Origin of the sequence: Paenibacillus sp. MER 180 (genome assembly GCF_023713665.1) — a bacterium.
GTDB lineage: Bacteria > Bacillota > Bacilli > Paenibacillales > Paenibacillaceae > Paenibacillus_B > Paenibacillus_B suaedae.
In genome coordinates this window covers 291,863-317,085 of record NZ_JAMAVT010000006.1, presented here as the reverse complement: position 1 = coordinate 317,085, position 25,223 = coordinate 291,863, and the positions used below count along the sequence as shown (strand labels likewise).

At 41.9% G+C, this 25,223-nt stretch carries 24 protein-coding genes and 4 pseudogenes; 5 read left to right on the top strand and 23 right to left on the bottom strand.

Annotation, left to right across the window (positions count from 1 at the left end; translation table 11 throughout):
* Positions 1-773: 773 nt before the first annotated feature.
* Positions 774-932, bottom strand: a pseudogene (locus tag M3661_RS30275) (LysE family transporter); the annotation flags it as partial.
* Positions 933-1,140: 208 nt separating this feature from the next.
* Here M3661_RS30275 and M3661_RS12780 point away from each other — a divergent pair.
* Together M3661_RS12780 and M3661_RS12775 are read left to right on the top strand one after the other, a co-directional pair.
* The gene (locus tag M3661_RS12780; RefSeq protein WP_083189518.1) at positions 1,141-1,341 is read left to right on the top strand and encodes a spore coat protein; all 201 of its coding nucleotides are present in this window, start codon (positions 1,141-1,143) and stop codon (positions 1,339-1,341) included.
* A pseudogene (locus M3661_RS12775) lies at positions 1,341-1,538 on the top strand (DUF3231 family protein); the annotation flags it as partial. The gene M3661_RS12780 and the pseudogene M3661_RS12775, both read left to right, overlap by 1 nt.
* A gap of 173 nt (positions 1,539-1,711) precedes the next feature.
* Here the strand turns inward: M3661_RS12775 and M3661_RS12770 are convergent.
* Complete coding sequence (locus tag M3661_RS12770) at positions 1,712-1,945, bottom strand: glycine zipper domain-containing protein (RefSeq protein ID WP_021253306.1); 234 nt, start codon at positions 1,943-1,945, stop codon at positions 1,712-1,714.
* Positions 1,946-2,497: 552 nt separating this feature from the next.
* Here M3661_RS12770 and M3661_RS12765 point away from each other — a divergent pair.
* On the top strand, positions 2,498-2,815 hold the full coding sequence (locus M3661_RS12765; protein ID WP_065293456.1) for a DUF2642 domain-containing protein: 318 nt from the start codon (positions 2,498-2,500) through the stop codon (positions 2,813-2,815).
* Positions 2,816-3,022: 207 nt separating this feature from the next.
* Here the strand turns inward: M3661_RS12765 and M3661_RS12760 are convergent, their stop codons facing one another.
* From M3661_RS12760 to M3661_RS12710, 11 genes and pseudogenes are all read right to left on the bottom strand, one after another.
* Positions 3,023-3,988 carry an arsenic resistance protein gene (locus tag M3661_RS12760; RefSeq protein ID WP_251485525.1) on the bottom strand — a complete coding sequence of 322 codons (966 nt, stop codon included), beginning with the start codon at positions 3,986-3,988 and terminating at the stop codon, positions 3,023-3,025.
* A 365-nt stretch (positions 3,989-4,353) separates the two neighbouring features.
* Positions 4,354-4,977, bottom strand: coding sequence for a LysE/ArgO family amino acid transporter (locus M3661_RS12755; RefSeq protein ID WP_065293458.1), 624 nt, complete (start codon positions 4,975-4,977; stop codon positions 4,354-4,356).
* A gap of 30 nt (positions 4,978-5,007) precedes the next feature.
* Positions 5,008-6,015 (bottom strand): fatty acid desaturase family protein, encoded by a 1,008-nt coding sequence (locus M3661_RS12750; protein WP_065293459.1) that lies wholly within the window; start codon positions 6,013-6,015, stop codon positions 5,008-5,010.
* A 557-nt stretch (positions 6,016-6,572) separates the two neighbouring features.
* Positions 6,573-6,797, bottom strand: a pseudogene (locus M3661_RS12745) (hypothetical protein); the annotation flags it as partial.
* Between the two features lie 2 nt (positions 6,798-6,799).
* Positions 6,800-7,015: pseudogene (locus M3661_RS12740) on the bottom strand (response regulator transcription factor); the annotation flags it as partial.
* A 114-nt stretch (positions 7,016-7,129) separates the two neighbouring features.
* Positions 7,130-7,624 (bottom strand): DUF4358 domain-containing protein, encoded by a 495-nt coding sequence (locus M3661_RS12735; protein ID WP_251485522.1) that lies wholly within the window; start codon positions 7,622-7,624, stop codon positions 7,130-7,132.
* Between the two features lie 21 nt (positions 7,625-7,645).
* Positions 7,646-8,794, bottom strand: a complete 1,149-nt coding sequence (locus M3661_RS12730; protein WP_251485520.1) for a DHHW family protein — start codon at positions 8,792-8,794, stop codon at positions 7,646-7,648.
* A gap of 39 nt (positions 8,795-8,833) precedes the next feature.
* Complete coding sequence (locus M3661_RS12725; protein WP_251485519.1) at positions 8,834-10,240, bottom strand: MBOAT family O-acyltransferase; 1,407 nt, start codon at positions 10,238-10,240, stop codon at positions 8,834-8,836.
* A gap of 30 nt (positions 10,241-10,270) precedes the next feature.
* Positions 10,271-10,972 (bottom strand): GDSL-type esterase/lipase family protein, encoded by a 702-nt coding sequence (locus M3661_RS12720; protein WP_251485517.1) that lies wholly within the window; start codon positions 10,970-10,972, stop codon positions 10,271-10,273.
* Between the two features lie 197 nt (positions 10,973-11,169).
* A complete protein-coding gene (locus M3661_RS12715) occupies positions 11,170-12,975 on the bottom strand; it encodes a sensor histidine kinase (protein ID WP_251485515.1) in 1,806 nt (601 codons plus the stop codon).
* Positions 12,972-13,649 (bottom strand): response regulator transcription factor, encoded by a 678-nt coding sequence (locus M3661_RS12710; protein ID WP_251485513.1) that lies wholly within the window; start codon positions 13,647-13,649, stop codon positions 12,972-12,974. Before M3661_RS12710 ends, M3661_RS12715 begins: the two co-directional genes overlap by 4 nt.
* Before the next feature lie 171 nt (positions 13,650-13,820).
* Between M3661_RS12710 and M3661_RS12705 the strand changes: the two genes are divergently transcribed.
* Complete coding sequence (locus M3661_RS12705; protein WP_251485510.1) at positions 13,821-14,102, top strand: hypothetical protein; 282 nt, start codon at positions 13,821-13,823, stop codon at positions 14,100-14,102.
* Between the two features lie 85 nt (positions 14,103-14,187).
* Here the strand turns inward: M3661_RS12705 and M3661_RS12700 are convergent, their stop codons facing one another.
* The 9 genes from M3661_RS12700 to M3661_RS12660 all read right to left on the bottom strand — a co-directional run bounded on the left by M3661_RS12700 (position 14,188) and on the right by M3661_RS12660 (position 23,116).
* Positions 14,188-14,649 carry a hypothetical protein gene (locus tag M3661_RS12700; protein ID WP_251485508.1) on the bottom strand — a complete coding sequence of 154 codons (462 nt, stop codon included), beginning with the start codon at positions 14,647-14,649 and terminating at the stop codon, positions 14,188-14,190.
* A gap of 322 nt (positions 14,650-14,971) precedes the next feature.
* Positions 14,972-15,688, bottom strand: coding sequence for an SAM-dependent methyltransferase (locus M3661_RS12695; protein WP_251485506.1), 717 nt, complete (start codon positions 15,686-15,688; stop codon positions 14,972-14,974).
* 19 nt (positions 15,689-15,707) lie between these two features.
* A complete protein-coding gene (locus M3661_RS12690) occupies positions 15,708-16,763 on the bottom strand; it encodes an ATP-binding protein (RefSeq protein WP_251485503.1) in 1,056 nt (351 codons plus the stop codon).
* Between the two features lie 198 nt (positions 16,764-16,961).
* Entirely contained in the window at positions 16,962-19,211 is a 2,250-nt protein-coding gene (locus M3661_RS12685; protein ID WP_251485501.1) for a M56 family metallopeptidase, read from the bottom strand.
* 44 nt (positions 19,212-19,255) lie between these two features.
* A complete protein-coding gene (locus tag M3661_RS12680; protein ID WP_065293469.1) occupies positions 19,256-19,654 on the bottom strand; it encodes a BlaI/MecI/CopY family transcriptional regulator in 399 nt (132 codons plus the stop codon).
* Between the two features lie 233 nt (positions 19,655-19,887).
* Positions 19,888-20,088: a hypothetical protein gene (locus tag M3661_RS12675; RefSeq protein ID WP_251485499.1), complete on the bottom strand. Its 201-nt coding sequence runs from the start codon at positions 20,086-20,088 to the stop codon at positions 19,888-19,890.
* Between the two features lie 143 nt (positions 20,089-20,231).
* Entirely contained in the window at positions 20,232-21,974 is a 1,743-nt protein-coding gene (locus M3661_RS12670) for a Rieske (2Fe-2S) protein (protein WP_251485498.1), read from the bottom strand.
* 223 nt (positions 21,975-22,197) lie between these two features.
* Complete coding sequence (locus M3661_RS12665) at positions 22,198-22,380, bottom strand: DUF4177 domain-containing protein (protein ID WP_065293471.1); 183 nt, start codon at positions 22,378-22,380, stop codon at positions 22,198-22,200.
* A 178-nt stretch (positions 22,381-22,558) separates the two neighbouring features.
* Positions 22,559-23,116 (bottom strand): TetR/AcrR family transcriptional regulator, encoded by a 558-nt coding sequence (locus M3661_RS12660; protein WP_251485496.1) that lies wholly within the window; start codon positions 23,114-23,116, stop codon positions 22,559-22,561.
* Between the two features lie 145 nt (positions 23,117-23,261).
* On the opposite strand from M3661_RS12660, the gene M3661_RS12655 reads away from it, so the two are divergent.
* A complete protein-coding gene (locus M3661_RS12655) occupies positions 23,262-24,380 on the top strand; it encodes an alpha/beta hydrolase (RefSeq protein WP_251485494.1) in 1,119 nt (372 codons plus the stop codon).
* 361 nt (positions 24,381-24,741) lie between these two features.
* On the opposite strand, the gene M3661_RS12650 is transcribed toward M3661_RS12655, so the two are convergent.
* Entirely contained in the window at positions 24,742-25,206 is a 465-nt protein-coding gene (locus M3661_RS12650; protein WP_021252308.1) for a MarR family winged helix-turn-helix transcriptional regulator, read from the bottom strand.
* Positions 25,207-25,223 lie beyond the last annotated feature (17 nt).

Below are 25,223 nucleotides of genomic sequence, written 5' to 3'. Positions count from 1 at the left end.
ATAAATAGAGAAAAAAACTATTCCCTCACTTGGGTGAACTGGTTGATGATCAAATTGACAGAGCTTTTTTACATCTGTAATTAACTCTGGGAAATACAAAAAAAAGAGCCGCAACCGCGACTCAAACAAGTCAACTGAAAAAACTGCCATCAAATATGTTCCATGTACGTAAATCAACTGGTTCCAGGTATACCCATCAGGCAGAGATAGCTCGGCCGTGACATAGCCCGCGTTTCAGTGTGGTATCTGTGTCTCATCCGGATTGTCCTCTGAGAAATGCAATGACCAGCCTACAACCTCATTATAATTAATATATTGATGTAAAAGTCAACTTCTCGATTACTTCGATTTTGTTTTATTCGATTTATGCCAAAGGCTGGGCCACTGACCTTTATGCACGAATGACGCCTAATTAATGCTATCAGAGTGTCTTTCTTCAATAAACCCCGTATGAACCGACACGAGCTGAATATAGCACGAATACCGCTTAGATCGCTCTAAACGGTATTTGCAACTTGCTTCACTTATTTAGCGGAGACTCTCCCGTGCCCTTGCTTTCCTCCGAATCGATTCCCGCCTGGCATTCCTCTCCCATATCGCCATGCTTCGACAAATCAACAGATGATACGTCGATCAACTTGCTGGAGTCCGCTTGGCATTATCAAAAATAGCGGAATAGCTGCTGATGGCATCGTCGCTTACACCAGAGAAACACCATTCTGCGCGCATAACCCCACATTTCATGATTCAGGTTATTTACGTCCTGAAAAATCAAAGAACCCGAACAGCAGCAGGAACGTCTTAGTAGACGAAATATTCAGGAAATGAATTACTCCAAAATAAACGAGCAGCATAAATACTCTCTCGGCAGCCATTGCACCAAGACCAACGAGCCTAGCATGCAATTATCCCCTTCTTATCCCCCGATCCATCTGAGCAGCATTGATCGGGCCATTTGGAGCGGCCAATGATAAACCTAACAGGTAGTGATTAATCGATATATTCACTATCGTACCTCCTCATATGTACTGCTTATAGATATATGAGGGGTATACAGCAATAAATCTACTCTCTTAGAGCACATTACTTAAAAGATTCAATCTGTACCTAAATTTGTTTGACTGGATAGGAGGACTTGCTGTGACTAATCCAATTGCAACGCATGAGGTGTTGGAAATCCATGAGCTAATGAATTTCAAAAACACCTGCATGAATAAAACGGCATCTATGTACAATTTGGTTTCTTGTGAACAGTTAAAAGCATTGATGGAAATCGACATTCAAAACTCGGCTCAAGCGATAGCCGACTATAAAAACATTCTGTCTCGCATACAACAATAGTTTCTGCTGATACGGCAGCCAGCATGGTTGCCTGCAGCCAAGTAATGGGGAAATCCATTCGGGAAGACATTGGTGCATTGTTTGGAAAATACCACATGACTAAAGCAGCTCTTGGATTGAAAGCTCTTGAAATGAGTAAGGAAAAAGGGTGGCTAATTCCGCCTCCACTGCTAATAAAGAGACCGGAAACAGATTAGAAGAATAAACGACAAGTTAGAGCAAAAAACTTAACACTCCAGCTGTTGTTTAGATTAATCATCGCGTAGCGGTGAGGATATTAACGGTATCGAGAGCAGAATATTGACAATTGAGAAAAATAGAGGGTGCAGAGTTTCCTCAGCACCCTGATTTTTTTCACTAAAATATGGAGCTAGTCCTGTTTATCCTGTTCAGATCCGGTATTATTATCAACTTGATCGCCAGCCTTGTTGCCCAACGATGCGCCTACGATACCACCAACAACGGTTCCTACAGGACCCAAAGCGGAACCAACTACAGCACCTACAGCACCACCACTTACAGTTCCTACAGTCTCTCCAGTTCCCAGACCAGCCGTGTTGTGTTTAGAATCATCGTTTCGGTTACGTTCGTTGTGTTTAGCCATTTCAGTCACTCCTCATTTTGTGATAGGAAACGCTGCTGTTGCCTGCGTATCATTCCAAAACATATCGTTCCCTACCCTAACTAAATTGATTCACTGGGTGCTACTGGGTGCTTTAAGTAATCCCCTCCGAATAATTTCTCTTCTACTGAAAGATAGCCTGAAATTCACATTATTGATTTGAATTCAATCTAAGTTACGATAACGGAAATGCATAATGTAAGGACAGAAAAACAATGATAACTGTAATGAGTACCATTTATGAAATTGAGTTCTTATACCATGCATTCAGATTTCGAAAACTCATTTACACGAATTCACCTGTTGTGTCATGCGAATCAAAACGCAATTACAGCTGAGGAGATCCATCCTGAAATTAACAGCCATGGCTGTCAATTTAGCCCTCAGCAAGTAAAACAAGAACTGGATCAACTGACGAGTGAAGGTTTCAGGATTTAAAAGCAAAATTTGCTGAGCTCAGTGGAACACCATATAGGTATTTGTCATAAGTTAAATAGATGTGTTTTCAACTTATGACAAAGGAGTATACAACTCATGTATCGTTTTGAGTACTATGGCTTTCCACAAGCCGTACCCCCAGCTCCGCTTTATTATCAAAATGAAGACGTACAACGCAAGGAAACTTCGGTATATCCAGAACATATTAATTACACGGCAGCTGTGGAACCCAAATTCACCGAACAATTGATCCAATACAAAGGGTTAATGATTGTCATCACAACAACTGTCGGCAAATTGGTAGGTATTCTGGATGATGTTTTCATTGATCACGTAACCCTTATCGTTCATGGAAAAAAACATCACATTCGATTATGCGGAATCGTATATTTTGAAAAAGCGGCCGAAAAATAAGCCATGAACGGCCATAAACGTGATTTGGACTTCATCATAAAGATGATACCCTCACAAGGGATGATTGTTAACCTACTGTATGGAACTAACTAGAATCGCTAAAAGAGGCAGCCGATCGTTTCTAACCGGCCGCCCCTCTATGTGTCTAGTAGAACTATCGTTCTCCGTCTATACGATTTTTGAAAACCTGAATCTATTTATATTTACCTATACATCTCTGTAAATAAAATTAGGCACAACATTTATATATAACAGCTCCGCTATCAGTTCAATAATGGTCTGGGTTACGATCACAGACGCTGCTATTGTAGCCATCTCCCCTGGTAAGGTAAGAGCAAGAGGAAGGACAACAAGCGAATTGCGAGTTCCAGCACTGAAAATAAGTGTTCTTCCCTCTAATGGGCCTAAACGAAAAACAGTCGATATGATTCGTGAAATTACCGGAGAAATGATATGGAATAATACATAAATGGGTATCACAGAAATAATGACATGAAAATCCTTTACAACCCTGTCAATTTGAGAGCCTATCACCAAAAAGAGCACAAGTGCCATAAGCGGGACTGGCAGCCATGCTGTAAAGTCCAGTGTTTTCATGCCGCGTATATTTCTTCTAGCTACATATTGAATGATTAATGCAAAGAATAAAGGAACAATAATCAAATAAACAAAAGCTTCAACGAATGGTCCAAATCTTACGATCTCAGATGCCTCAGCACCAATGAATAACCAAAGATAAATAGGCAGTATAATCATTTGGACAATAAAAAGGATTGGAGTAGACGCAAGAATTAGCTTTTCATTTCCTTTGCCCAATTGAGTAAACACAATGACATAATCGATACATGGAGTGAGAAGTACCAAGCAAACTCCGATCAGAACCGGACCAGGCTGAGGGAAAATCTTAATTAATAGGAATACAAGCAATGGAATGAAGATGAAATTCACAACCAGCAAGACCCCTATGAAGTGTCTATTCGTGAGTGCTTCCCTTAATTTTAGAAAAGGAATTTGACAAAACATGCTGAATAAAAGAACCGCAATCGCAAATGAAACCAAGGGTTCTAGCAAGCCCCCTAATTGTGGACTTGCCAAGCCCACTCCCCCTCCTACAATTAATGCCACTGCATACACGACGATCTGATTCTTTTCTAAACTCTCCCGTGAAAACACCGATATATTCTCCTCTTTTTATTCGAATTATATCATATCGAGAAATCCATAAGTCGTGGAGATGACGTTCACTGCTAAGATCGGAATGAAATCGAATGAATCTCTAAGGGTAAAGAATTGATATTGACAATATACGAGCAGCGATGCCATGATGATAATGGCTTCCTGTGCTTTGTAAGTACGAATAGTCGATTTCAACTTTGCATAGGTATGTTCTATTCAAAAACGGAGATGTCATCAACTTCTTGTCTTTTTATTTGACCACGAAGTTGATGACATAAAGAAAAAAACCGCATTTTAGCGGTCTTTTAACGTCACTATGTTCTTGTCATCCGACAAACTAGTACATGTGACTCTCTCAAGTCTCAAGCCATCAATTGTTCAATCAGCTGCTTTACTATGTATATCGCGACAGCCCAAATAATAATGGCCGAAATCTTATTGATATTACGGATTAACCTACCATTGCTATCTAATTTTCCTACGGCCTTCCCTACAATCGCGAGCGCAAAAAACCAGCACCAAGATACAACGACGCAGGCAACAGTGAATACAAATTTTTCATTCCCCGTATAACTTAGTGAACTTGTGCCAATGACGCCTATCGTATCTAAGATTGCATGAGGATTTAGCAACGAGACAGAAAGTGCAAACAATATCTGCTTCTTGGCATTTAATACATTCCCGTCCTGCTCCGTGTTAGGAGGCTCACTCTTCCAGACGGACCATCCCATATAGACTAGAAACACCAGCCCAGCACCAAAGAGAATAAGCTGCAGCCATGCAAGCTGTAACACAACGATTGAGACACCCAGCACGGCCAGCAAGATTAGCAAGGTGTCACATAATGCGGCAGTTAGAATTACGGGTAACGCTCGTGAAAATCTCTTCTGCAATGCTCCTTGATTAAATACGAATACATTTTGCGCCCCAAGTGGAATAATGAGACCAAAAGCTAATGCGACGCCATGAAAAAATGCAACAGTCAAGATCCTTCCTCCTATTGTCCTGCTGAAATGCTATTCTATTCTTTTATTGCGGCTATTGCGGCCAAAGTGCCTTCCACAGATGTCTTCGATGGCGCTAAAGAAGCCGGGAACAAATGATTTAAAAAATCCAGTACAGTGATGCGCCTTCCTATATTCCTCGTCCTCCATTAGCAGTATATGGGCTTTCTTCAAGTTGTAATGAGGTACAGCCGGAAATAGGTGATGAACTAGGTGGAAATTGTCGTGGTGGGGATGAATTAAAAAACGTTCAAGTGGATTGCCGAACGTATTGCGGCTTGCGTACAGTTCATTGTCTGTCTTCAGACCGGAATGCTCTGCCATCTCAGCCCAGTATCGAAAGATCTGGAAGGTCGTTAGCAATGGAACAAACCAGAATAATAAGAGTTCTTTCCAAAAGCCGAAAGAAATACTACTCGCTATTATTGTAAGCCAATAAATTGACTTGGCAAGCTTTTCTGACCATGGTTCTTCCTTGGATAGGATGTTTACACGAATCGTACCGTAAATATACTTGGGAACATGTGTTAGGGTTAAGGGCTTGAAGATGTGACGAATCAGAAACTGTTTGATACTGTCCTGTGGCTTATCCAGCCCGATCAACGCGTAGCGTTTCGTATCTGGGTCATATTCTGGATCCCACAGGTGCTTGTGATGCATGTAATGTGATTTGCAATAAGTCGTGTAGGAAGTAAATACAGGAAATGCTACAAAAAAGCAAGCCATCCACTTATTCAGGTTGCGGTTCTCGAATAACAGAATATGACTAGCCTCGTGCATTAAGTTGTCGAAGGCTCTCATCCTGCTGCCAATCAAGCAGAGACTAATCAAGTACATCCACCAGCTTGGATAAGCTTTGGCGAGATAGATACCTCCTGCAATAATCAGCCAGTCGTAGCTAATTGCGAAAAAATTATACCAATTGTTCCTTTTCTGCAGCTTTTGTACTTTCTTTCGTATCTCAGTTGAGAATATCGCCTTCTTCACGATATGTTTCTCGCTGCGTACATCTTCCTCCATCATTATGCCTCCTTCTTAGGTTTCTCTACATCAACAAGGATTCTGTCTTATTAAAGAAGTAATGATACTAGGTGACATATCTTGATGGGCAACGGGTTGAATTCGCCGATTATCTCCAATACAAGCCCTCCACCACCTTCCATAAAGGGGCTTATAATGGTAATTTTTTATATATTTAACATCTATATATTACCTTATCTGATACTTTGTGTAAACATCTCTTTAAAGGTTTAACGATGTCAAAACAAATCCCCCTGATTTCAACTTCATCAGGGGGATCTTATTAATTATTAGTCAGTTTAGCTACACTAACAGACAGCTTTACCTCCTTGAATTTATAGTCGCTGGAATAATCACGTGGCGACACATTAACGGTCATATTGCCATTTATCTGTTAAGGACTGATCGGATCCGTTTACTTTAAAGGTAATGCCGTGATTGAGATAAGCGTTGATATTCTCCATATACACCGGCGGCTCCCGATAGAGTCATTCCCAATACGATAGTGGATAGAAGTACTTTTTTCACAACGAATCTCTCCTTTTTATTGAACAAATTCATCTTTTGAAATCGACAATATGGGTTACGGCAAGCTTCTCTTTGTCATCCACAGTGATACCCAGCCTGGAGCCAGAAGGGTTCCAGCTTAGCGGATATGCCGGATAATACGGTAACCCTAGCGGCGAAACCTTACCGGAGACTGTATCAAAAATATAGATCCCATTCATGCCGCCCTTATCCTCGGTATAAACCGCGAAGGCCAGCTTGGAGGAATCGGGAGACGCCGCGGCTGTCCATCCAGCTTGCGGCATACGTCAAAACCGCTTACACGAGGCATCATGACATCTAGCACCATAACGTCAGGTGAGAACGTCTCCACCTTTTCCAGCGCCTTCTGACCGTCCGAAGCTGTCTCCACTTCATAACCTTCCCTGCTCAGCGCGTACACTAAGGCCGCCTGGATGCTGCTCTCGTCATCCACCACAAGTATTTTGATCATGGACATCTCCACTGATTTATTTATGGTTAGCTCAACAATCTATTTTTGACGTTACGAGTCCTTATGGAATATAATACCTATTTGATGCTTTCCCGCGATAGGCAGAATCGTGTTTTACTCTAATGCCGAGTCAAATGCCTTTTCGATCTGCTCAGCATCAGCTGAGACCACAAACAGAACATAGTGAGACTTCACCTTTAGTACATGTTTTTCAAGCAGAGCATATTCATCAGGGCGATAATCTTTGAATTTAACTGCTTGAGCGTCGATTCTTTGTGCAATACTTGCCTTGACACTGTCTATCTGCTTTTCATCCTTCACTTTAATGACAACAATTTCATCCGCTCTGACGTTAGAGGAAGCAGTATATAGCAGGAAGTCCTCTACTTGTTCCGTACCAAGGTCGTACAGCTTCTTCAGCTTATGCGCGTCCCCTTTTTTCAGCTTATCCAACTTGACCGATTGTTTCATCTGATCCTCTATCTTGGCAGCAGACACGTTGATGTCTGACTGCTCCGAAGCACATCCCGATAACACGCTAATTGCAAAGATGAATATGAGCAATGCGAAGAATCGTTTATTTTTAGCAATATAATGATAAGTGCTCATGGGTATGATCCTGTTCCTCCTTTACCCTTCTTCGTTCGCTAAATAATTGATTGATGGATCTTCAATGAATGTATTCATGTTATACAGAATCAACATGTCATGGATTTGATGCTGCCTCGCAAGCGCTGCTACATCTCCTTCATAATAGCGAAGGTCAACCATATAAATTTCACTGAAATGCGATGTTAAAAAAGGCACGAAGCTGTTCGCATAGGAATCCTTGACCACTAGCAGCTTCTTCCCTTCTCGATGACTTGTTTTCAACTGAATAAGAGAATGATTGCCGTTAAAAAACACAGTGTACTTGTCCTTCTTCTTCACATTGTCCATCGCATACATCGAATTCGTGGACTGTTCCTCTTCGACATAATCGACGGTAACCTTCCCTTCATTCTTTGGTACATACAAATCTATACTGTCAGAGTGCAAATTCCGAAATCCGCTCTTTGAATATAAGGAGCCATAGAAATCTTCCGTTACCGTTCGGATCTCGAATTCCTCTTCCTTCATCGGCTTGTATCCCATCCAATTGCCTAGCTGTTGGTACGCATAGTAAGCACCCTTACTTGTCCAATGATGATCAGTTTTATAGTAGATCGATTCATTCTGATGCGAAGACAGTGCAGGGTATACATCGACATAGCGAATGCTTGGATTCAATGATGTCTTTACGGTATGTAGAGCATCCAGCTCTCGATTCTCAGATACGTATTTAGGGAGTTTGCTTTGAATCACACTAACAGCGGTCGGAGCAAGGATTACATACTTATTAAGTTCAGGTGTCGCTGTATGAAAGGCATTGATCGATTGGATTTTCTCTTCAAGCTCTCCTTTTTTCATTGCAGAGAATTTCTGAATTAAATAGCTGTCTTTACCAAGGTACACACCGTTACTTTCTTTTTTACCTATCGCTTGATCCGCATTAGACTTTATACCAACCCATACATCTCTAACTACGAATTGATCCGTTATAAACTTTTCAAAGTTGGATGTGAACTTCCCCGAAATAAAGCTGTGAAACGTAAACGCAGGTAACTGCTCAAGCTTCCGATTTTCTGCCTCTGAGAATTCCCGCTTCGGCAAGATCAAGTTGAGTAGTAAAATAAGGCCGATTACGCAAAGAAACAACACGGCCATAACAGACAGAGACAACTTGTCATAACGATTCAAGCGAAATCACCTCCTTTGTAAATTGTGATGTACGACTTCTTAAAATCGAAAGTATAAGAAGGGATTATACGTGTCATTGACCAAATAGGCTGTAGAAAGAAACAGGAACAGAACATACAGAATTGGCGATAAAATTGCGCTCCCTAATGGGTATCTTTGCTTTAGTGCTAAAAACATCTGCTTCGGCAATGGCGTCGCTGCCAGGATCGCAAGCAGCAATATAATAAGATTCGTCGACAAGTAATAATAAGTGTTGTTATCAGCAAAATGATGTGTGTATAAGCCAAACATAGCCCCTAAATATGCTAGGGCTGCTGGTAAACGATCGAGATCAAAGAATACCCATCCCACCATAACAATGAGAAGTGTATATAAATTCCCCATGAAACGAGGGAGATACAGCAGCCATTTGTGCAGGAATAGCTTCTCCATCACAATAAAGCATCCGAAATAAAGGCCCCATATGATAAAATTCCAGCTTGCACCATGCCACAAACCGGTCAGAAACCACACAACAAACAAATTGCGAAGCTGCTTTACGATCCCTACCCTGTTCCCGCCTAAAGGAATATATACGTACTCTCGGAACCATGATCCTAGTGACATATGCCATCTACGCCAAAACTCTGACACGCTGGTTGCTATATACGGATAGTTGAAGTTCTTTGTGAGATCAAAGCCGAACATTTTCCCAAGACCACGTGCCATATCCGAATACCCGCTGAAATCAAAGTAGATTTGCAACGTAAAGGCAAGGATACCGATCCAGGAAGTTGCTACTGTCACGTCAGACATAGCTGTTGCTTTGATGCTTGACCAGAGCATGCCGATATGATTTGCAAGCAGCACTTTTTTTGCAAGGCCTCTTACGAACAATTGTGTCCCTTCCCCAAACAGTGATAATGTAATTTTTCGTAGTGTAAGTTGTCTCGCAACATCGCCGTATGCAACGATAGGCCCTGCAACTAGCTGTGGGAACATCGTCACATAGGTACCGAAAGCGATGAGATTTTTCTGAACGGGAACCTTATCTCGATACACATCGATAATGTAAGACATCGTTTGGAACGTGTAAAAGGAAATGCCGACAGGGAGCGGAAGTGTCGTCACTTCGACATGCAAGCCGAACAAAGAATTGATGTTCTCTACCAGAAATCCGTAGTATTTAAAGAAACCGAGAATCCCAAGATTTCCGACAAGGGAACAGACCAATAACGCTCTAGCTGTGCTTTTTCGATACCGATATTTATCAATAAGCAGCCCATACCCATAATCGATTACCGTTGAAAAGAGCATGAGAAAGATGTAAACAGGCTCTCCCCATGCATAGAACACTAAGCTTGCTACAATCAAAATTGCATTTCGCAGCTGATTCGGTGCTATAAAATAGATAAGAATGGTTATCGGCAAGAAGAAGTACAAAAAAATCAGACTGCTGAATACCAACGCTCGTCGACCTCCTTCTTGAGAAGCGTATTACAGTTCGCCTTTCAGAAAGTCGAGCAAAAGCGGATAAAATTCAGCTTTGAAATGAATGCCGTCCTCATCATAGAGGGCTGGATTCTGCTCAGCAATAGAGGACACATCTACATACTTCACTTGTTTTTTGCCAGCCAGTTCTTTTAACATTTGATTGTACGCGGCAATATTGGAGTACCTCGGCTCTCCTTTTAACGCTTTCTCTGTTACCGGGGTCACCGACAAGATCGTTATTTTGGTATGAGGGAGCTCCTCTTTCATTTTATCGAGCAGCAAACCGTATTGTTGAATCGCGAACTGTAATGGATTCTCCGTCGGCCAAAGGATGTCATCTGAGCCGAGTGCGATAAATAGATGTTCCGGATTTCTCTCGACCAGTTTGGCCACGTCATTGTCTTTTAAGGCGAAAAAGGCTGTTTTTCCGGCCTCTCCAAATACATTCCTGATGTCCAAAACATCATGAAACATAAATCCTTCTGTAATGGAGTCGCCAAAGAAAACACTTTTGTTGAATAATGCTTTCAGTTCATCATTTTCATTCATTGATGTTGAGGCTTCTTTTAACGTTTTTGCGTCTTTGTTTGCTGACGTTTCTGTATCACCTTCCTGCAGAGATGCCCCGCCATTTTGATTTACACAAGCTGTTAAGGAGACAACAATCATCCCAGCCAGAAGTATCGTTTTCCATGTGTTCAACATAATCTTCTTCCCCTCCTGTGACTCACTTTTTGTCCATTAATGTACGTGACGTCCTTATCTCATAACAATGGATAGTTTAATGTGGAGAGATGCAGATAAAGTGCAGACGAGATTGATATCAAATAAAAAAAGAGCAGTTCTTGATATTATCAAGAAACTGCTCGCATATATAACGAATCTGAATGGGTTAGGCTTATTTAAGAATTGCTTTTCTTCAGGTTGAAAAAGAAGAGAACACCGTCCGTTGTATTACATGCGCCATAATCGACTTCATGCAATTCCAATATTTTTTTGGAAATAGCCAGTCCAAGGCCAGTCCCCCCAGTAGAACGATGGCGGGAAGCTTCTCCACGGTAAAAGCGATCCCATATTTTCTCGATTTTCTCTGACGGTATATGGACACCTGTATTTTCAATACATACCTTCACCGATTCCTGTTTCTCATTCATGGAAATATGAATGGAATTCCCTTCAGGTGTGTAGCGTATCGCATTCGTGATAAAGTTGACGATTACTTGACCGATGAGGAGTTGATTGGCCACGACTTCGACCGGAACAAGAGATACATGTAAACTCAAATTCTTCCCAGCAATTTCTGTAGAGAGCTTCTTACATGATTCTTCAATGACTGTATCGATACGGAACGTGTCTAGTTGTATTTTATAGGTACCTGATTCATATTTCGCTAATTTCAACATGTCCACGATGAGAAGATCCATCCTCTTCACTTCACTCTCCATCGCGGCAAAGTAATAATCCTTCTTGTGGTTCGCTACCCCATCCTTCAAGATCGACAGACAACTCTGGATGACACTCAGAGGAGTTTTCAATTCATGCGATACACCGGAAATGAATTCCTTGCGTGTATGCTCCAACTGCTTTTCTTTTTCAATGTCATGCTGAAGCTTTTGGATATAGGAATGCAACTTGTCCGATAGCTCATTAATATTACGTGAGAGATCTCCGATCTCATCTTTTGACGTAATCGGAAGCTTTTCAGAGAAATCCAGCTCCGTAATTTTCTTTGTCATTTGATTGATTCGCAATAAAGGTCTTGCTATACCTTTGGAATAATAGAACGAGGCCAGCAATATAAGCACCAGAACGAATATAATGAGATAAAGATAATAATCTTGGATCATTTGTACAGCTTCATCAACTGGCTGCAGGGAGGTCATTGCAAATAGATAAGCGTCCTTCCCCTCTTTGTCTTTTATAGGCAAAATAAACTGTTTATATTTGATATCATTCTCTTCGTACGTACCCTCTAATGCAGCTGATGCCTCTTCTACATTCTTCAACAGCAATTCAGCTTGAAATGCTCTGATTCGGTCTAAGAACAGGTGGTTCGAATAAATAAATCGTATAGGTTCATTTTTTGCAGGAAGTTTCGTTTTCGTTATGGTTCCGTATAGGGAAAATATAGGGAATTTCCCAGCATTCTTATCTCCTTCATATCCATTTGGAAAAAGCTCATGCTCTTTGTTTGCGATTTGATTATTCTCCCACGTAAGTGCGAAGTTATATATGCTCATTCGATAAGGAATAATTTCTGTCCCTTTTCTAAGAACTTGAATTACGGCATCGGTCCCTTTTCGTAGAAATTCATGTCCTTGTCGGATTCCCTGAAAATCAGTAAAGCTATATAAAGGGATTGTGATGATTTTGGCAGCGTAATTCCCACCGCTAACGCCATTTATTTCAATTTCGATTGAGGAGTCATCATTGCTTCCTTTAATATTGCCGAGTTGATCCAGTACAGTTACCCATGTATTATGCTCTCGATAAAATTCCTGTTCCAGCCGCTGTATCTCTACCGTGTGATTGTCTGGGTTATCATAGTTTTGAGCGAATGCTTCAAGGCTTGCTTTCACATTCTCTACCTTTTGGTGAATATAATATTTCTTGAAAAATACGGTCTGGCCAAAATAAATGATGGCGAGGATGAGTAAACATAATGCGGTTGTTAACACAAATAATTTGAATACGATACCTTTTTTCATGTTATCTCCTCAAATTTATAGCCAGACCGAACAACCGTTACGATGCAATCAGATTTGTCCCCTAGTTTTTGACGCAAATTCCGTATATGACTGTTGACCGTTCGTTCATCGCCTTCAAAGTCATAGCCCCATATTCTTGTTATCAATTGTTCGCGCGTGATAATAATCCCTTTATGCTTCATTAAGTATGTTAATATTTCAAATTCAGTATGAGTTAAGCCACAGCTAACTCCGTCTACTGTAACCGTGCGAGCATGCACATAGACCGAGATTCCGCTGCTAGAGATGATTTCGTTGTCCATTTCTTGATGATGTCGGTTTTCTAGCAATCTCTTCGCTCGAGCGAGTAATATTGGAGGGCTGTATGGCTTGGTAACGTAGTCGTCTGTCCCCAGTTCAAACCCGAGCAGCGTATCATCTTCATCGACACGAGCGGTTAGCATAATAATCGGTACATTTGAAGTTTTGCGAATTCGACGACATACGGACCAACCATCTAATTCTGGCAGCATGATATCAAGAATAAGTAGATCTACATTGTTTTCCTGAAACAGTTGTAATGCTGCTTTCCCATCCCCTGCATCTAGAACGTTATATCCTTCGTTGCTAAAATAGTCTTTCATAATTTCCCGCAATATATGCTCGTCTTCGACAATTAAAATTGTTTTTGTCATGTTTTAAACCTCTTTGGTTATTGTAGTGTGAATACAAGCTGATCTTACAAGAAGTTTAACCATGATCCGGTATATATTTCAACTGTTTCACCGGGGGAATGCATAATGAAGGGATAGAAAAACAATGATAACTATGATTGGATACCATTTATGAAAAGGGGATTTTTCACCATGCATTCTGATTTCGAAAACGCATTTACACGAATACACCTGTTGTATCATGCGAATCAACATGCACTTACACCTGAGGAGATCCAACCTGAAATTAACAGCCACGGCTATCAATTTAGTCCACAGCAAGTAAAACAAGAGCTGGATCATCTGACGAGCGAAGGTTATCTAACTATCACAGGTTCCCTATACGATATTACATTAAGGGGAAAAGATGAACTTCGAGACGCTCAGCAGCATCTGGAGACATTATATCAAGAAGTCGCAAAGAAAAAAGTATAAGCAGCTGCTTATATCACAAAAACCAATCCCCCATACGGTTTGTAATAACCGGGCAGGAGATTGGTTTTGAATTAACCAAAGTTAATTACAGCAGAAGCCAGTCAACTGTCTTAGCTATTGCTTCAGCAATGGCTACACCGTATGAATCAGGAACACCTGCCATGCGAAGGCCATCGAGAACAATGGTACTGATGTCTTCAGTCGCATAATCCTTTGCCGTATCGATTTTGGCTATTGCATTATCGATACCTTCAATGATTTTGCTGGAGTTGTTGGAAAAATATTTTGCTGTATCTTTATTAAGCCATTTTGCAACATTGTAAAGTACTTCACCACCAGTAGTAACGGATCCCTTAATTACACCAAGAGCACCTCTAACCAGCACACCCAACTTTTCGGAAGCTTCAACTTGTCCATCCATAACTTTAACGGCTACTGATGTTACAGGTGCAGGTTTTGCAGCAGCAAATGCTTGTGTCGCCGGAAGTATCGCACTACAAAATAGAACAGCGGCCATCGAAGTGATCATTAATGATTTCTTGAACAATTGGCAAACCCTCCTGGAATGAGAAAGTATGATGGAATAAATACCCATCACTGATAATGATTATAACATTCCATATTTAGACAGATGAGGTTCTGTTGAACTATTTTGTGAATTGTAAAGTAAATATTAGTGCAGAAAATTCCGTTATATTGTCGAACTATCACTACAGAGCGAATCCAGTCCACAGCATCGAAAGTCCTGAACACTAGAGGAGAACATCCAATACATATCGGAATGAAGCAACACTCATACGCTGCACCACTTTCTTTGCAACGAACGTGCCAAGCATGAGTGGGGTACCTACAATAACACCCTTTTGATATTAATCCGCTCTCTTTTGAAACAAAGCTGCCCATAATCCCGATGTGCCAAAACAGTCACTTAGTTGTTCTATATCCTTCATTCTCCGGATTTCAACAATTTGAAAGTCTTTAAATATCATCTTTAATTTCTCAGGAGTATATCCAAGTCCTCCTCTTAGACTACGTTGACGATAAACTTCCCAATCAGTAATATCAGAGCCACCTACATTACCATTCTCAACGAAACAAGTGATTCCAAAGAATCCACCAGGTTTTAAACCTTCGTTAATCAGGTTTACATAATCAATTCTTCGATGCGGAGCAATATGGTGAAAGCATCCAGAATCGTATATTACATCGTATTGTATCTTCTGAATGTCCAAATCAAAAATGTTTTTACAAATAAAACGAATGCTGACCCCTTGCTCTTTAGCCCTTTCATTCCCCCATTGCAAAGCTTCATTGGATGCGTCTACTGCATCAACGTCATACCCTTGCTTAGCCAAATAAATAGCGTTTCTTCCCGGTCCACAACCCAGTTCTAGGCCCCTTCCTCCTGGTGTAATCCATTTTTCCTTGAAATATTGAACCAAGTTTTCATCTGGGGCATTAACGAAAAACGGAACTGACCTACCTCTTTCAGAATAGAAAGTATCCCAATTAAATGTAGATTGTTCTTTTAATAAGGAATCGAGCATAGTCAGGATATCCTCATTCGTATAAATTGTCTCAACCATAACGTTCCTCCTCGTCGTCTTAATGTAAATAAACGGTCAAGTTCGGATACGACAATGCCAATCTTTCTATTTGTTGATTAAGTGTATCTCTATCGAATCCTCTGCCAAATAATTCAGGGTCGGGTCTAAAGGTTATACTAGTACCATTAGTTTGTGTTACGCCTACCGTCAATAGATCGGATTGTGGAATCCCATGTTTATAATCTTGACGATAGATATAACCTTCTCTTTGGACTTCAACAGTAAGACGGTAGGTAAGAGCGTTGACGATTGCAATGCTGATACCTTTTTCCGCGCCAGGTGCTTGGTACGGAGCCTCACTGCTAAATCTTTCGATGTCTGTTAATACAGTTTGTACCGTTGATTTATTACTATTTTGAAATGCTCCAACGGGTATGCCTCTACCGTTATCGCTAACGGTTGCATCCCCATGTTGATGTAAGAAAATATGAACCTCACTCACGTAACCGGCAACGTGCTCAAGTATTGAATTCTCCAACACTGCCCATAAAAGCAAATTAGCATCAAAACCATCCTTGCTTATTTCCCCCAGATATGAACCTGCAGAATTTCTTACCTCGACCATGTCTAAATAATCGCTAGTATCTAACATATCCACCACGGCTGATAACAACAAAAGTAGTGGTAATTTCCGATGATCAGGCAATGTGTAGCGTCCACTTTTGTCCTGTGATAACAAGTCTGCACCTTGCAATGCCTTCAAATGGTGATATAACTGGCCAGTGGTACCCAAACCTAACTTTTCGACGATTTGTGTACCAGTAAGTGACTCGGTAAGAATGGATATTATAATATCGAGACGCGGTTTACTGCCTAAGGCTGAAAGTATTTTTGAAATTTTATCGGTGCCTATATGAAGTAACTGCTTTAATTGTCTTTCTTTTGGTTCCCAACGCAATAATTGTCCATTTGATTGATACTGACCAGCATAATAAACGGAACCAGACGATTCACTTTCATTACTTGCATGAATCTCGTCCGGCAGCTCAACAGAAGGACGACTGGTTGCAATATTTCGAACGAGTCGTTCTAGTCCTGCCATTTGTGTTTTCAATGCGTCTATCTCAATACGCAATTCTTCGTTGCTAATGAATACCACCTCCAAATATACGTTATTACGTAATATTTAATTATGTATTTACTATATCAATATTCTGACCACATGTAAAGGATTACCATGTAAGTGTTTCAATAATAAAGTAGGCCACCACTGTGATTGTGGCGGCCTACTTTGGCATGATTTTATTGACTTCTATTTCCGATCCGGCTTCATTAAATATTCCACTATTTTTTGCTCCTCCGGTCCTTGGCCGCTGAAAACGGCCTGATAACAAACCTTACCGTCAAACCAGAAGTAGCTGACTAGTCTAAGATCATTAGGTCCTTTAGGTTCGCCATCCAGATTGTAAGGTTCTGTACGGAGTACTTCTTTCCCCTGTAGAGTTATGGCCGTGAGCTTAACATTATTCCGTTCACCGTCAATTTTCGAATAAGAAACCTGGCCGTTCTTTTTCATCTCCTGATACATATTCCCGTTTAACATCTGCTTAAATGAAACGTCTCGGATGCCAGAATCAGCTTTATTTTTCTGTTTGTGATCGCCTCGGCTATAAAGGACATTCAACAGTTTGCGCATGGAATCCTCATCATTCTCTACATGATTGAAATTCGCTTTACGGGAAACATAGGAACTGCTGGCGGCAAATTCCCCGGGCAGCTTGCGTGGAAAAGCGGCTTTAAAACCCACCAGCTTCTGAGCACGTCGGATATCCTCGGCATCATACAAACCGGTCAAGATTATGCCATGATACTCATTGTCTTCATGAAGTTTGTTAACCTTGGCCTCGGGAAATTTCATGGAACCTATCATTTGCTCCATTTCGCTGCTAGACAAGATGTAGGAGCTTAATTCATAGCTTATGCCTTGATCCTTCCAGATATAATAATATCTTTCCGGCTGTCCCTTCCAGGTGGTCATGCGAATCGTAATTTTGTAGCCTTCTTCTATGCCGGCTAAGGATAGGGATTCTCTCTCTATAACTTTCCCGCTATCCTTCTGATCGATTCTGTCTTGCTCTCCCTTGAAAATTTGATCATACTGTTTCTGAAGATCAGTGCCTGGCTTAATTCTCAAGCTGAAGTTGCCACTACTTTTGTTTATTTTAGCCTTAACATAATCTAGTCTGACACTCGGTGACGAAGCATCGAATTGAATGCTCAACTTGCTAAAACCATAGCCCTCTGGCAACAGGGAAGGAACTTTAAATGTAAACGGTGCCACCTTCGCCCCTTTTTCAAGGTTATCATATACCCGGAATTCTTCATTCGGAAATAGCATTTCATTCCCGCCGTCTTCGGCATGAATCCAAGCGGAAGCTCCCCCTTCGGATGCGCTCGCATTTGTCAGCGTTGCCGTACCGATCAAGAGTACGAGAATGACTGCCATCATTGATAATTTATAAGAACCCTTTTTAAAAGATTGAATCATACTAATTCTCCTTATCATTTCTTTTTGACCGTTAGAGCCTTTGAAATAAAGAAGATGAGCCTTACTTCTTCCCGTAGCATACCGTCTTAGAAATCCGATAATCGTCATGCCGTAAGGCACTGCCTCCTCTTCCCCAAGCACCTCCAGGACACAGGCATCACAGGCCAGCTCCCGGTCGGCTTTCATCTGCCGCAGCATGAACCATACGAATGGATTCATCCAGTGAACAGCAAACACCAGACTGCCGATCATATTCCAGATCGTATCCTTTCGTTTGTAGTGAGCCAGCTCATGCGCGATCACGTGCTTGAGAAGTTGTTCATTGACTGCTTCTGAAATAAGCGATTTCGGCAAATAGACCGCTGGACGGAAAACTCCAGTAATATACGGACTTTGAGCGGATGGATCCGCGTATATCCCCACAGGGCGTTTAATGGAAAATAAGATGCGACATTGTTCCGCAATTTTCAATATCGCAGGACTGTCGACAGGACTGAAATGTTTTTGTTTTCTTAGGAAGCGCAGCCAGTAGGTCAGGTTATATCCGAGCAAGACGACCGCACCCGTCAGCCAAACTACAGCCAGCACACGAACAGCCGGGTGGCTTTCTCTCTGTATGCCCGCTTCGGCCTGTTCTTCCGTATCCTTCATGGTCATAAGAGGCTGAAAAACAGTGTTCTTCTCAGCTTCATTCGTTGTATAATGAGATTGATTGGTGTTTTCTATTTGGCTGTGTTCGGATATCGTGTCAGGCTTACCCAGCTGATACGAAAGCCCGAAGACAGCATTTTTTATGTCTGTCAGTGTAGGAACTGCATTAAACAAGCTTACCGGACTTTGCAGCAGAACCGGCAGCATGAGCCTCAACAATACAATTAGCCATAGTGCGTGCCTCAAACGCGCATGGATGCGTCTGCGGAACAGATGCTGAACTGCTAGCACCACGACTGCAACCGCGCTTGCCATCAGCGTCGAAGCAACAAACCAATTGAAAAGATGTTCAGCGATATCCATGGCATAACCTCATTTGGTTAAATTTCACGCTTGTAAGGCTGTGATCAGTCTTTTGAATCTTTAGATTCTTTTCCTTGCTTCTCCAGCAAAATTTGCTGCAATCGCTCAATCTCCTGATTTGACAGCTGGGTCTCCTCCAAAAAATTGGTCATCATCAATCCAGCTGCGCCATTGAAGACTCGGTTTAAAAAAGAACGGCTTTCCGCGCGCACGCACTCTTTTTCCGAAATTAGCGGATAGTAAAGATAACTTCTTCCAGATTTCTGGTAACCCAGCGCTTTTTTCTTCATTAGCCGGTTGATAAAGGTTCTGACCGTCTGATCGCTCCAGTCCGTGCCCTCCGGCAAATGCTGCACAATTTGCTCAGCTGTCATCGGGTTTTCCCGCCAAATGACTTTCATGATCTCCCACTCAGATTCCGAAATCTTGGGCATTTTCTCCATTGTTTGTCCTCCCTTCTTATCTTAGATTAACTATTACATATGTAAATATAACTGACACAAACAACTATTACAACTGTAAATTTAATTTCATTCCTCTTAAACTGGTAAATATCAATAAGCGCTGAAAAAGCAACTGGCTTCTGTGTCGGCCTACTTTGGCAAGCAACTAATAATCGAATTAAAAAAGCCAAGACGGAAATTATCTGTCTTTGGCCCTTAAATAGTATCTATTCCTATTTATTAATTTCGTATCCTGCTTTTTCAAATGCAATCCTCATCGGGATATTTTCAACATCTGTATCGGCAAAAATTCTCCAAACTCCAATATCCTCTAATTCCGGGATTACTTTTGTAAATTCGCAGCGATCTGGCACAACTACCTTTTCCTTTGGTTCAGTCCAGACAAAAGCAATTTTCTCATAGCTTGAAGACATGTATCAATTCCTCCTTAGGTTCAATGAAACTGCTTCCTCGCTACAGTTATAGTTAACTTAGTTCAATAAACCATCGGCAGTATAGAACTTAATTGATCCGGTCTAAGGCTGCCGATGGCTTTATACTCGGGTCAGTCTAACACTCATTCTTCTTCGAACAATTTCTCTCCTCGATGGAGCCTCCATGCGATTGTCGCCGTATGAGGAGTCTCACGTGAGGTAGGAGCATGCGCCGCTAAATAACGGGTAACCGCAAGAATCAGTGTTTCACGGGCTTTCTCTGCGAACGTTCCCGACTCGGAAGCCCAGCGGTCATATTCTGCTACGGCCGCCTCGTACATCTGGAAGGAGTGGAATTCCGCATCCTCTCGAAGCAGCGCATGCCCCAATACATTGAATAAAGGCTCCGGCTTCCCGCCGCTGCGCAGATATCGGATTACCCATTCCGCTGCCGGCGCCACCTGTTGCTGCTTGTCGAGAATCTCAAGCAGCTCGGCGGGCTGTGGCACTTCCTTGGTCGCACCAGTTGCAGACGGTCTTGGAGCCGCAGGGATGTTCAAAAACCGATCAAGGTAAATCGTAGCTGCTGTATGAAAAATCCCACGAACCAACCATGGGTCGGCGGAACGGATCAAACCTTCGTGAACTGCGTGAGCGTGCGTAAAAGTGTGCAGCACCGAAATCCAGTCTCCGAAATCGTTTTGCATATGAAACCGGACAACCCGTTCAGCCGCTGCCAATGTGGCAATTTGCGAGATTCGAAACGGAGAGGCGCCATTGAGTAAAGCTTCCTTCAGCATGCTAACCGTCCTGAGCGGATCGTCTCCGAGTAGAGCTAGGAGCAGCTCCTCTTCATCGATGCCAGATCCCTCCCTGCTATCGAATGCAATTTCCTTATTAGACAGCTCCTCGAACGCTTCTTTTAATGGCTGAACCAAATTGATCGGAGACTGCCAGCTATGAAGCTCTTCGCTTCGAGATGCGCTTCCAAACATCGGAACGAGTGAAGCAAGGACATATTTACGCTGCTCTTGCCCGACATACTTCAAGCTCTCAAATGCTTTATTATGAAAATCCAGTGTATGGCCTCCATTAATATAGAAATGATCCGTTGCCGCCATGCTCATCATTGAGAATAATCGCTTCTCATCCGCCCCTGCCTTCACGAGGGTCAGCAGCACCCTTTCCGCGCCTTGCGTATCCCTAACTTCGATGCAATCACGATACCATTCTGTTAACCGTTCTTCGGAAACGTCTGTATTAGGGAGCGAATCGAGCAAGAAGCGGGTTCCACTTCTGGCAAAGTCGCGTGCCGTATGTAGCAAGCCTTGAAATAACGCAAGAATTCGACCTTGTTTATCAAGCTTAGGTAGGATGTTGACCATCGCGGTCAGGATCGTTAATCCAGATCCCCACCCTTGCCTGCGTTGTTTAACTCCTATTTCGATCCCGATTGCAGCGATTTCCGTCTCAGGAACGCCAGCTTCTATTAATCCGACTACAGCTTTGGCGATGACAAGTCCGATATTTTGCTCAATACCACTCAGAAGTCGGTCTTTATACAGTTGAACTTGATTGCCGTTCCGGGAATTCGGGTTGACCCAAATGAATCCGTCATTAACGGTTATATCGTGCACAGGTACATCATCCGCCCAAGGGTCAAGCGTTCCTCCACTGCATACGTCAAACCGCGCATGATGCCAATGACATGTCAAAATTCCATTGCACACACTTCCCATGTGAAGCGGAAAACCAAGGTGAGGGCACCGATTGTCAAGCGCATGCACTCTATCCTCGTGATAAAAAACAACGATGCCACCCTTGATTAGCTTCGATCCCCGCTCTCTCAGCTCATCTACCGTACCAGCCTGAATCCAACCATTCATGAAAACGCCTCCATTTTCAATATCAGATGACTCCCATATTTAGGATATCTTATTTCCAACACTTTTGAAACATATTTGTTTAGAAAGTCGATATTATTTTTTCTATGCCTTAGGTCATAACCTTTTTCCCTAATGGAATTCTCACCATCTGTTGGCTGGAATTCTTCAATATATAAAAAAAATAGACTATCGAACAGCGATAATCTATTTCCCTCTTAGCTATTTATGCTTTTTTCTCAAAGATGATTTCGAAACTCAGAGTAGACGCTCCATGATATGGTGGGATAACTTGAACTAAGCGCCAGCCGTCCTTAGCATGTTCGTGGATGATCTCTTGCACCTTAGTTTCTACGTTTTTTTGCGACGACAACCCAATCTTTACTTTCTCAAAATGATACGTATACATGTATGTATCCTCCTCATGAATCCCCTGCTTGATATACTCAGTCTAACACTTTATTTTTCAGTCTAGTACTTTCATTTTTTTACATCACTGCTCACAAACAAGGGTACCTTTGTGTCGTTTAACAGCATAAGATATGTTTCATTATATGGTTGATGTAGTCTAAATCTCATATTTTCACTTATGAAATTAGGTCAAAAATAAACCTCTGCATTTGATAAGCAAGGTCAATCGCATGTTCATCCTTGCCATGTTGTAAAGTCCAGTGTAACAATACCATGGCGTTTGCCGCATACAAGCGGGCCAGATATTCCATTGATACAGCCGGCGCCGTAACTTCCTTTTCCAGAAAGGATAAACAAGTTTGATATAAGATCTTCTCGAATTCCACATGCAAATCCGCCGAAGGTACATGTACGTTTAACAGCGTGGAAATTTCTGCATTTTGCTTAACCGTTTGTTCGACGATCATTTCGATGACTTCGGCCACATTGCCTTGTTTCATGGAATCAAAACGCCGCGATATTTCTTGCTCGAATGAAGCCGCATGCAGTTGAACAAGTTTCTCCAGAAGATCGTATTTATCGATAAAATGGCTGTAAAAAGTGGATTTGCTCGACAAAGAGAGGGTGCAGATATCTTTTACCGTAATGTGGGCAAAGTCCTTCTCTTCTAGTAAATGAATAAGTGCGTCAGCAATGTTTTTCTTTGTTTTATATACGCGAACATCTTCTACCATGCAATCGAATCCTTTCTAAAGGTTGTTTTTCGAACTCTTGGTGTACATAGCGTTCAATTTCGTACGTTAAGAATTTTTTTGCTTGTTGCTGGGTAAAGCCCCTTCCTTTAACATGGCCTTGTAACAACGCAAAGGAGGGGATTGTATGTTTAAACAATATGTTGCCAATGAACAATTCAATTTGCAAATCAACCGTTTTTTGAATGATTTTTATCAGGATGACGAACGGGCAAACAGCGATTTGCGAGGAATAATTCCAAGATTGAAGGATATGAACAGCTGGTATGAATCTTGGCTGGAATATGCGGTTATGCGGGAAGAACGCCAGGATTATGATCTGGCTTCCGTCTATTATCAGGCTGCTGAGTTTTATCTGAATCCGTCGAATCCGGCCAAAGAGAATATGTATCAAAAATACCGCGAGACTTTCTATAGAGGTTTCCATGATTTTGACTATGAGTCCTATCAAATTCCGTATGAACATTCCTATCTGCCAGCGATTAAATTGGTAACGCCCGGCGCCAAGCAAACGCTGCTCGTATTTGGCGGATATGATTCATACATGGAAGAAATGGTTAAGATGATGAACTTCATAAAAGGAATTAACTATAATATTATTGTCTTTGACGGTCCGGGACAAGGTACGGCACTTAAAAACGGCTTGAAATTCATTCATAACTGGGAAAAGCCGCTTGCAGCGGTTATCGATTACTTTAAGATCGATCGCGTAAGCATCTTGGGGGCTTCATGGGGCGGTTATTTGGCGATGAGGGCCGCCGCTTTTGAGAAGCGGATCGATAAAGTGATTGCGTTCAATATTTTCTATAGCGGTCTGGATGCATTGAAGATTCGAATGCCAGTGGATGTCTGGAACGAACTGAGTACGCTTTTGGATACCAATGAAGCTGATCAAGTTAATGCCCTGATCGAAAACATGATGAAGAAAAGCATCGATTTGAGCTGGAAAGTCATGAAAGGAATGGAAAACACGGGCGAGGCAACGCCGTTCGCTCTGCTCAAAAATTTCGAGAAGCATACGATGGCCGGGATCGGCGCGTTTATCAATCAAGATGTATTGCTGCTGGCCGGAGAGGATGACCAGTATGTTCCGATCAGCCGACTGCCGCAAATTCAAAATGAACTATGCAACGCAGCGTCCATCACGACGAAGGTGTTCACCAAGGAAACAGGCGGCGAGCAGCACTGCCAGGCAGGACATCGCAATTTGGCTTTCAACGAAATGATCAAATTTTTGCAAGAGTAATGCCGGATTCATCTAGTGTAGGATGAAGCAGCCTTATATAGGGCTGCTTCTACGCAGCATATCATGCAGATTAGGAAAAAATTGCTCTTAAAAGAAAGTCGTTAATAAATCCTTTCCCACGGAAATTAGGAATGACACCTATATAATGAATCGTCCCTTTGAAAATTTTCTTCGTCTACGTTATAAATGTCGTCCACGAGTTCAAGATGACTCTCCGGTATGATGTGTTTTTTACCCTTAAGTTCATTAAACCCTGCTTCCTCGCTAAAATGAAAGTCTATTGACTGATTGATGTTAATTCTATAAACAGGCGGACACCCTGTCCCGAAGGAGGCAGCTGTTTGAAACAATAACGTTCTTACTACAACTCCTCCTGTTTCTTTGCTTGCATTTTCGATATTTTGACCAATTTCTGAAGAGTACTATGAACCGCTTCGAGGTCATCCATGCTCACCTTGGAGTAATAATCTCTTACCAACAACTCATCGATTCGGTGCAACAAAGCGGAATATTCCAGACCGCGTTCCCCTAATCGGATCAGCGCTTCCCTTTTATTTTCCGGATTCGTCCAGCGAACGATCATTTTTTGTTCCTCGAGTTTGGGCATAACGTGGCTGACGGCACTCATCGAGACGTCCAAATATAAAGCGATTTGTCTTGCCGTTACGGGCTCATTACGGACGATATAGTACATAATGAACTCCTGCTGCGGGGTCAGGTGGAAATGTTCCAGTTGTTTCGCTTCCGCTACCTCCCTTTGAACGATCGCCGTGAATTGCTCAAAGGCTTGATTGATTTGTTCTACTATTTTAAGATAATCTTGCATCGCCGCACCTCAATCAA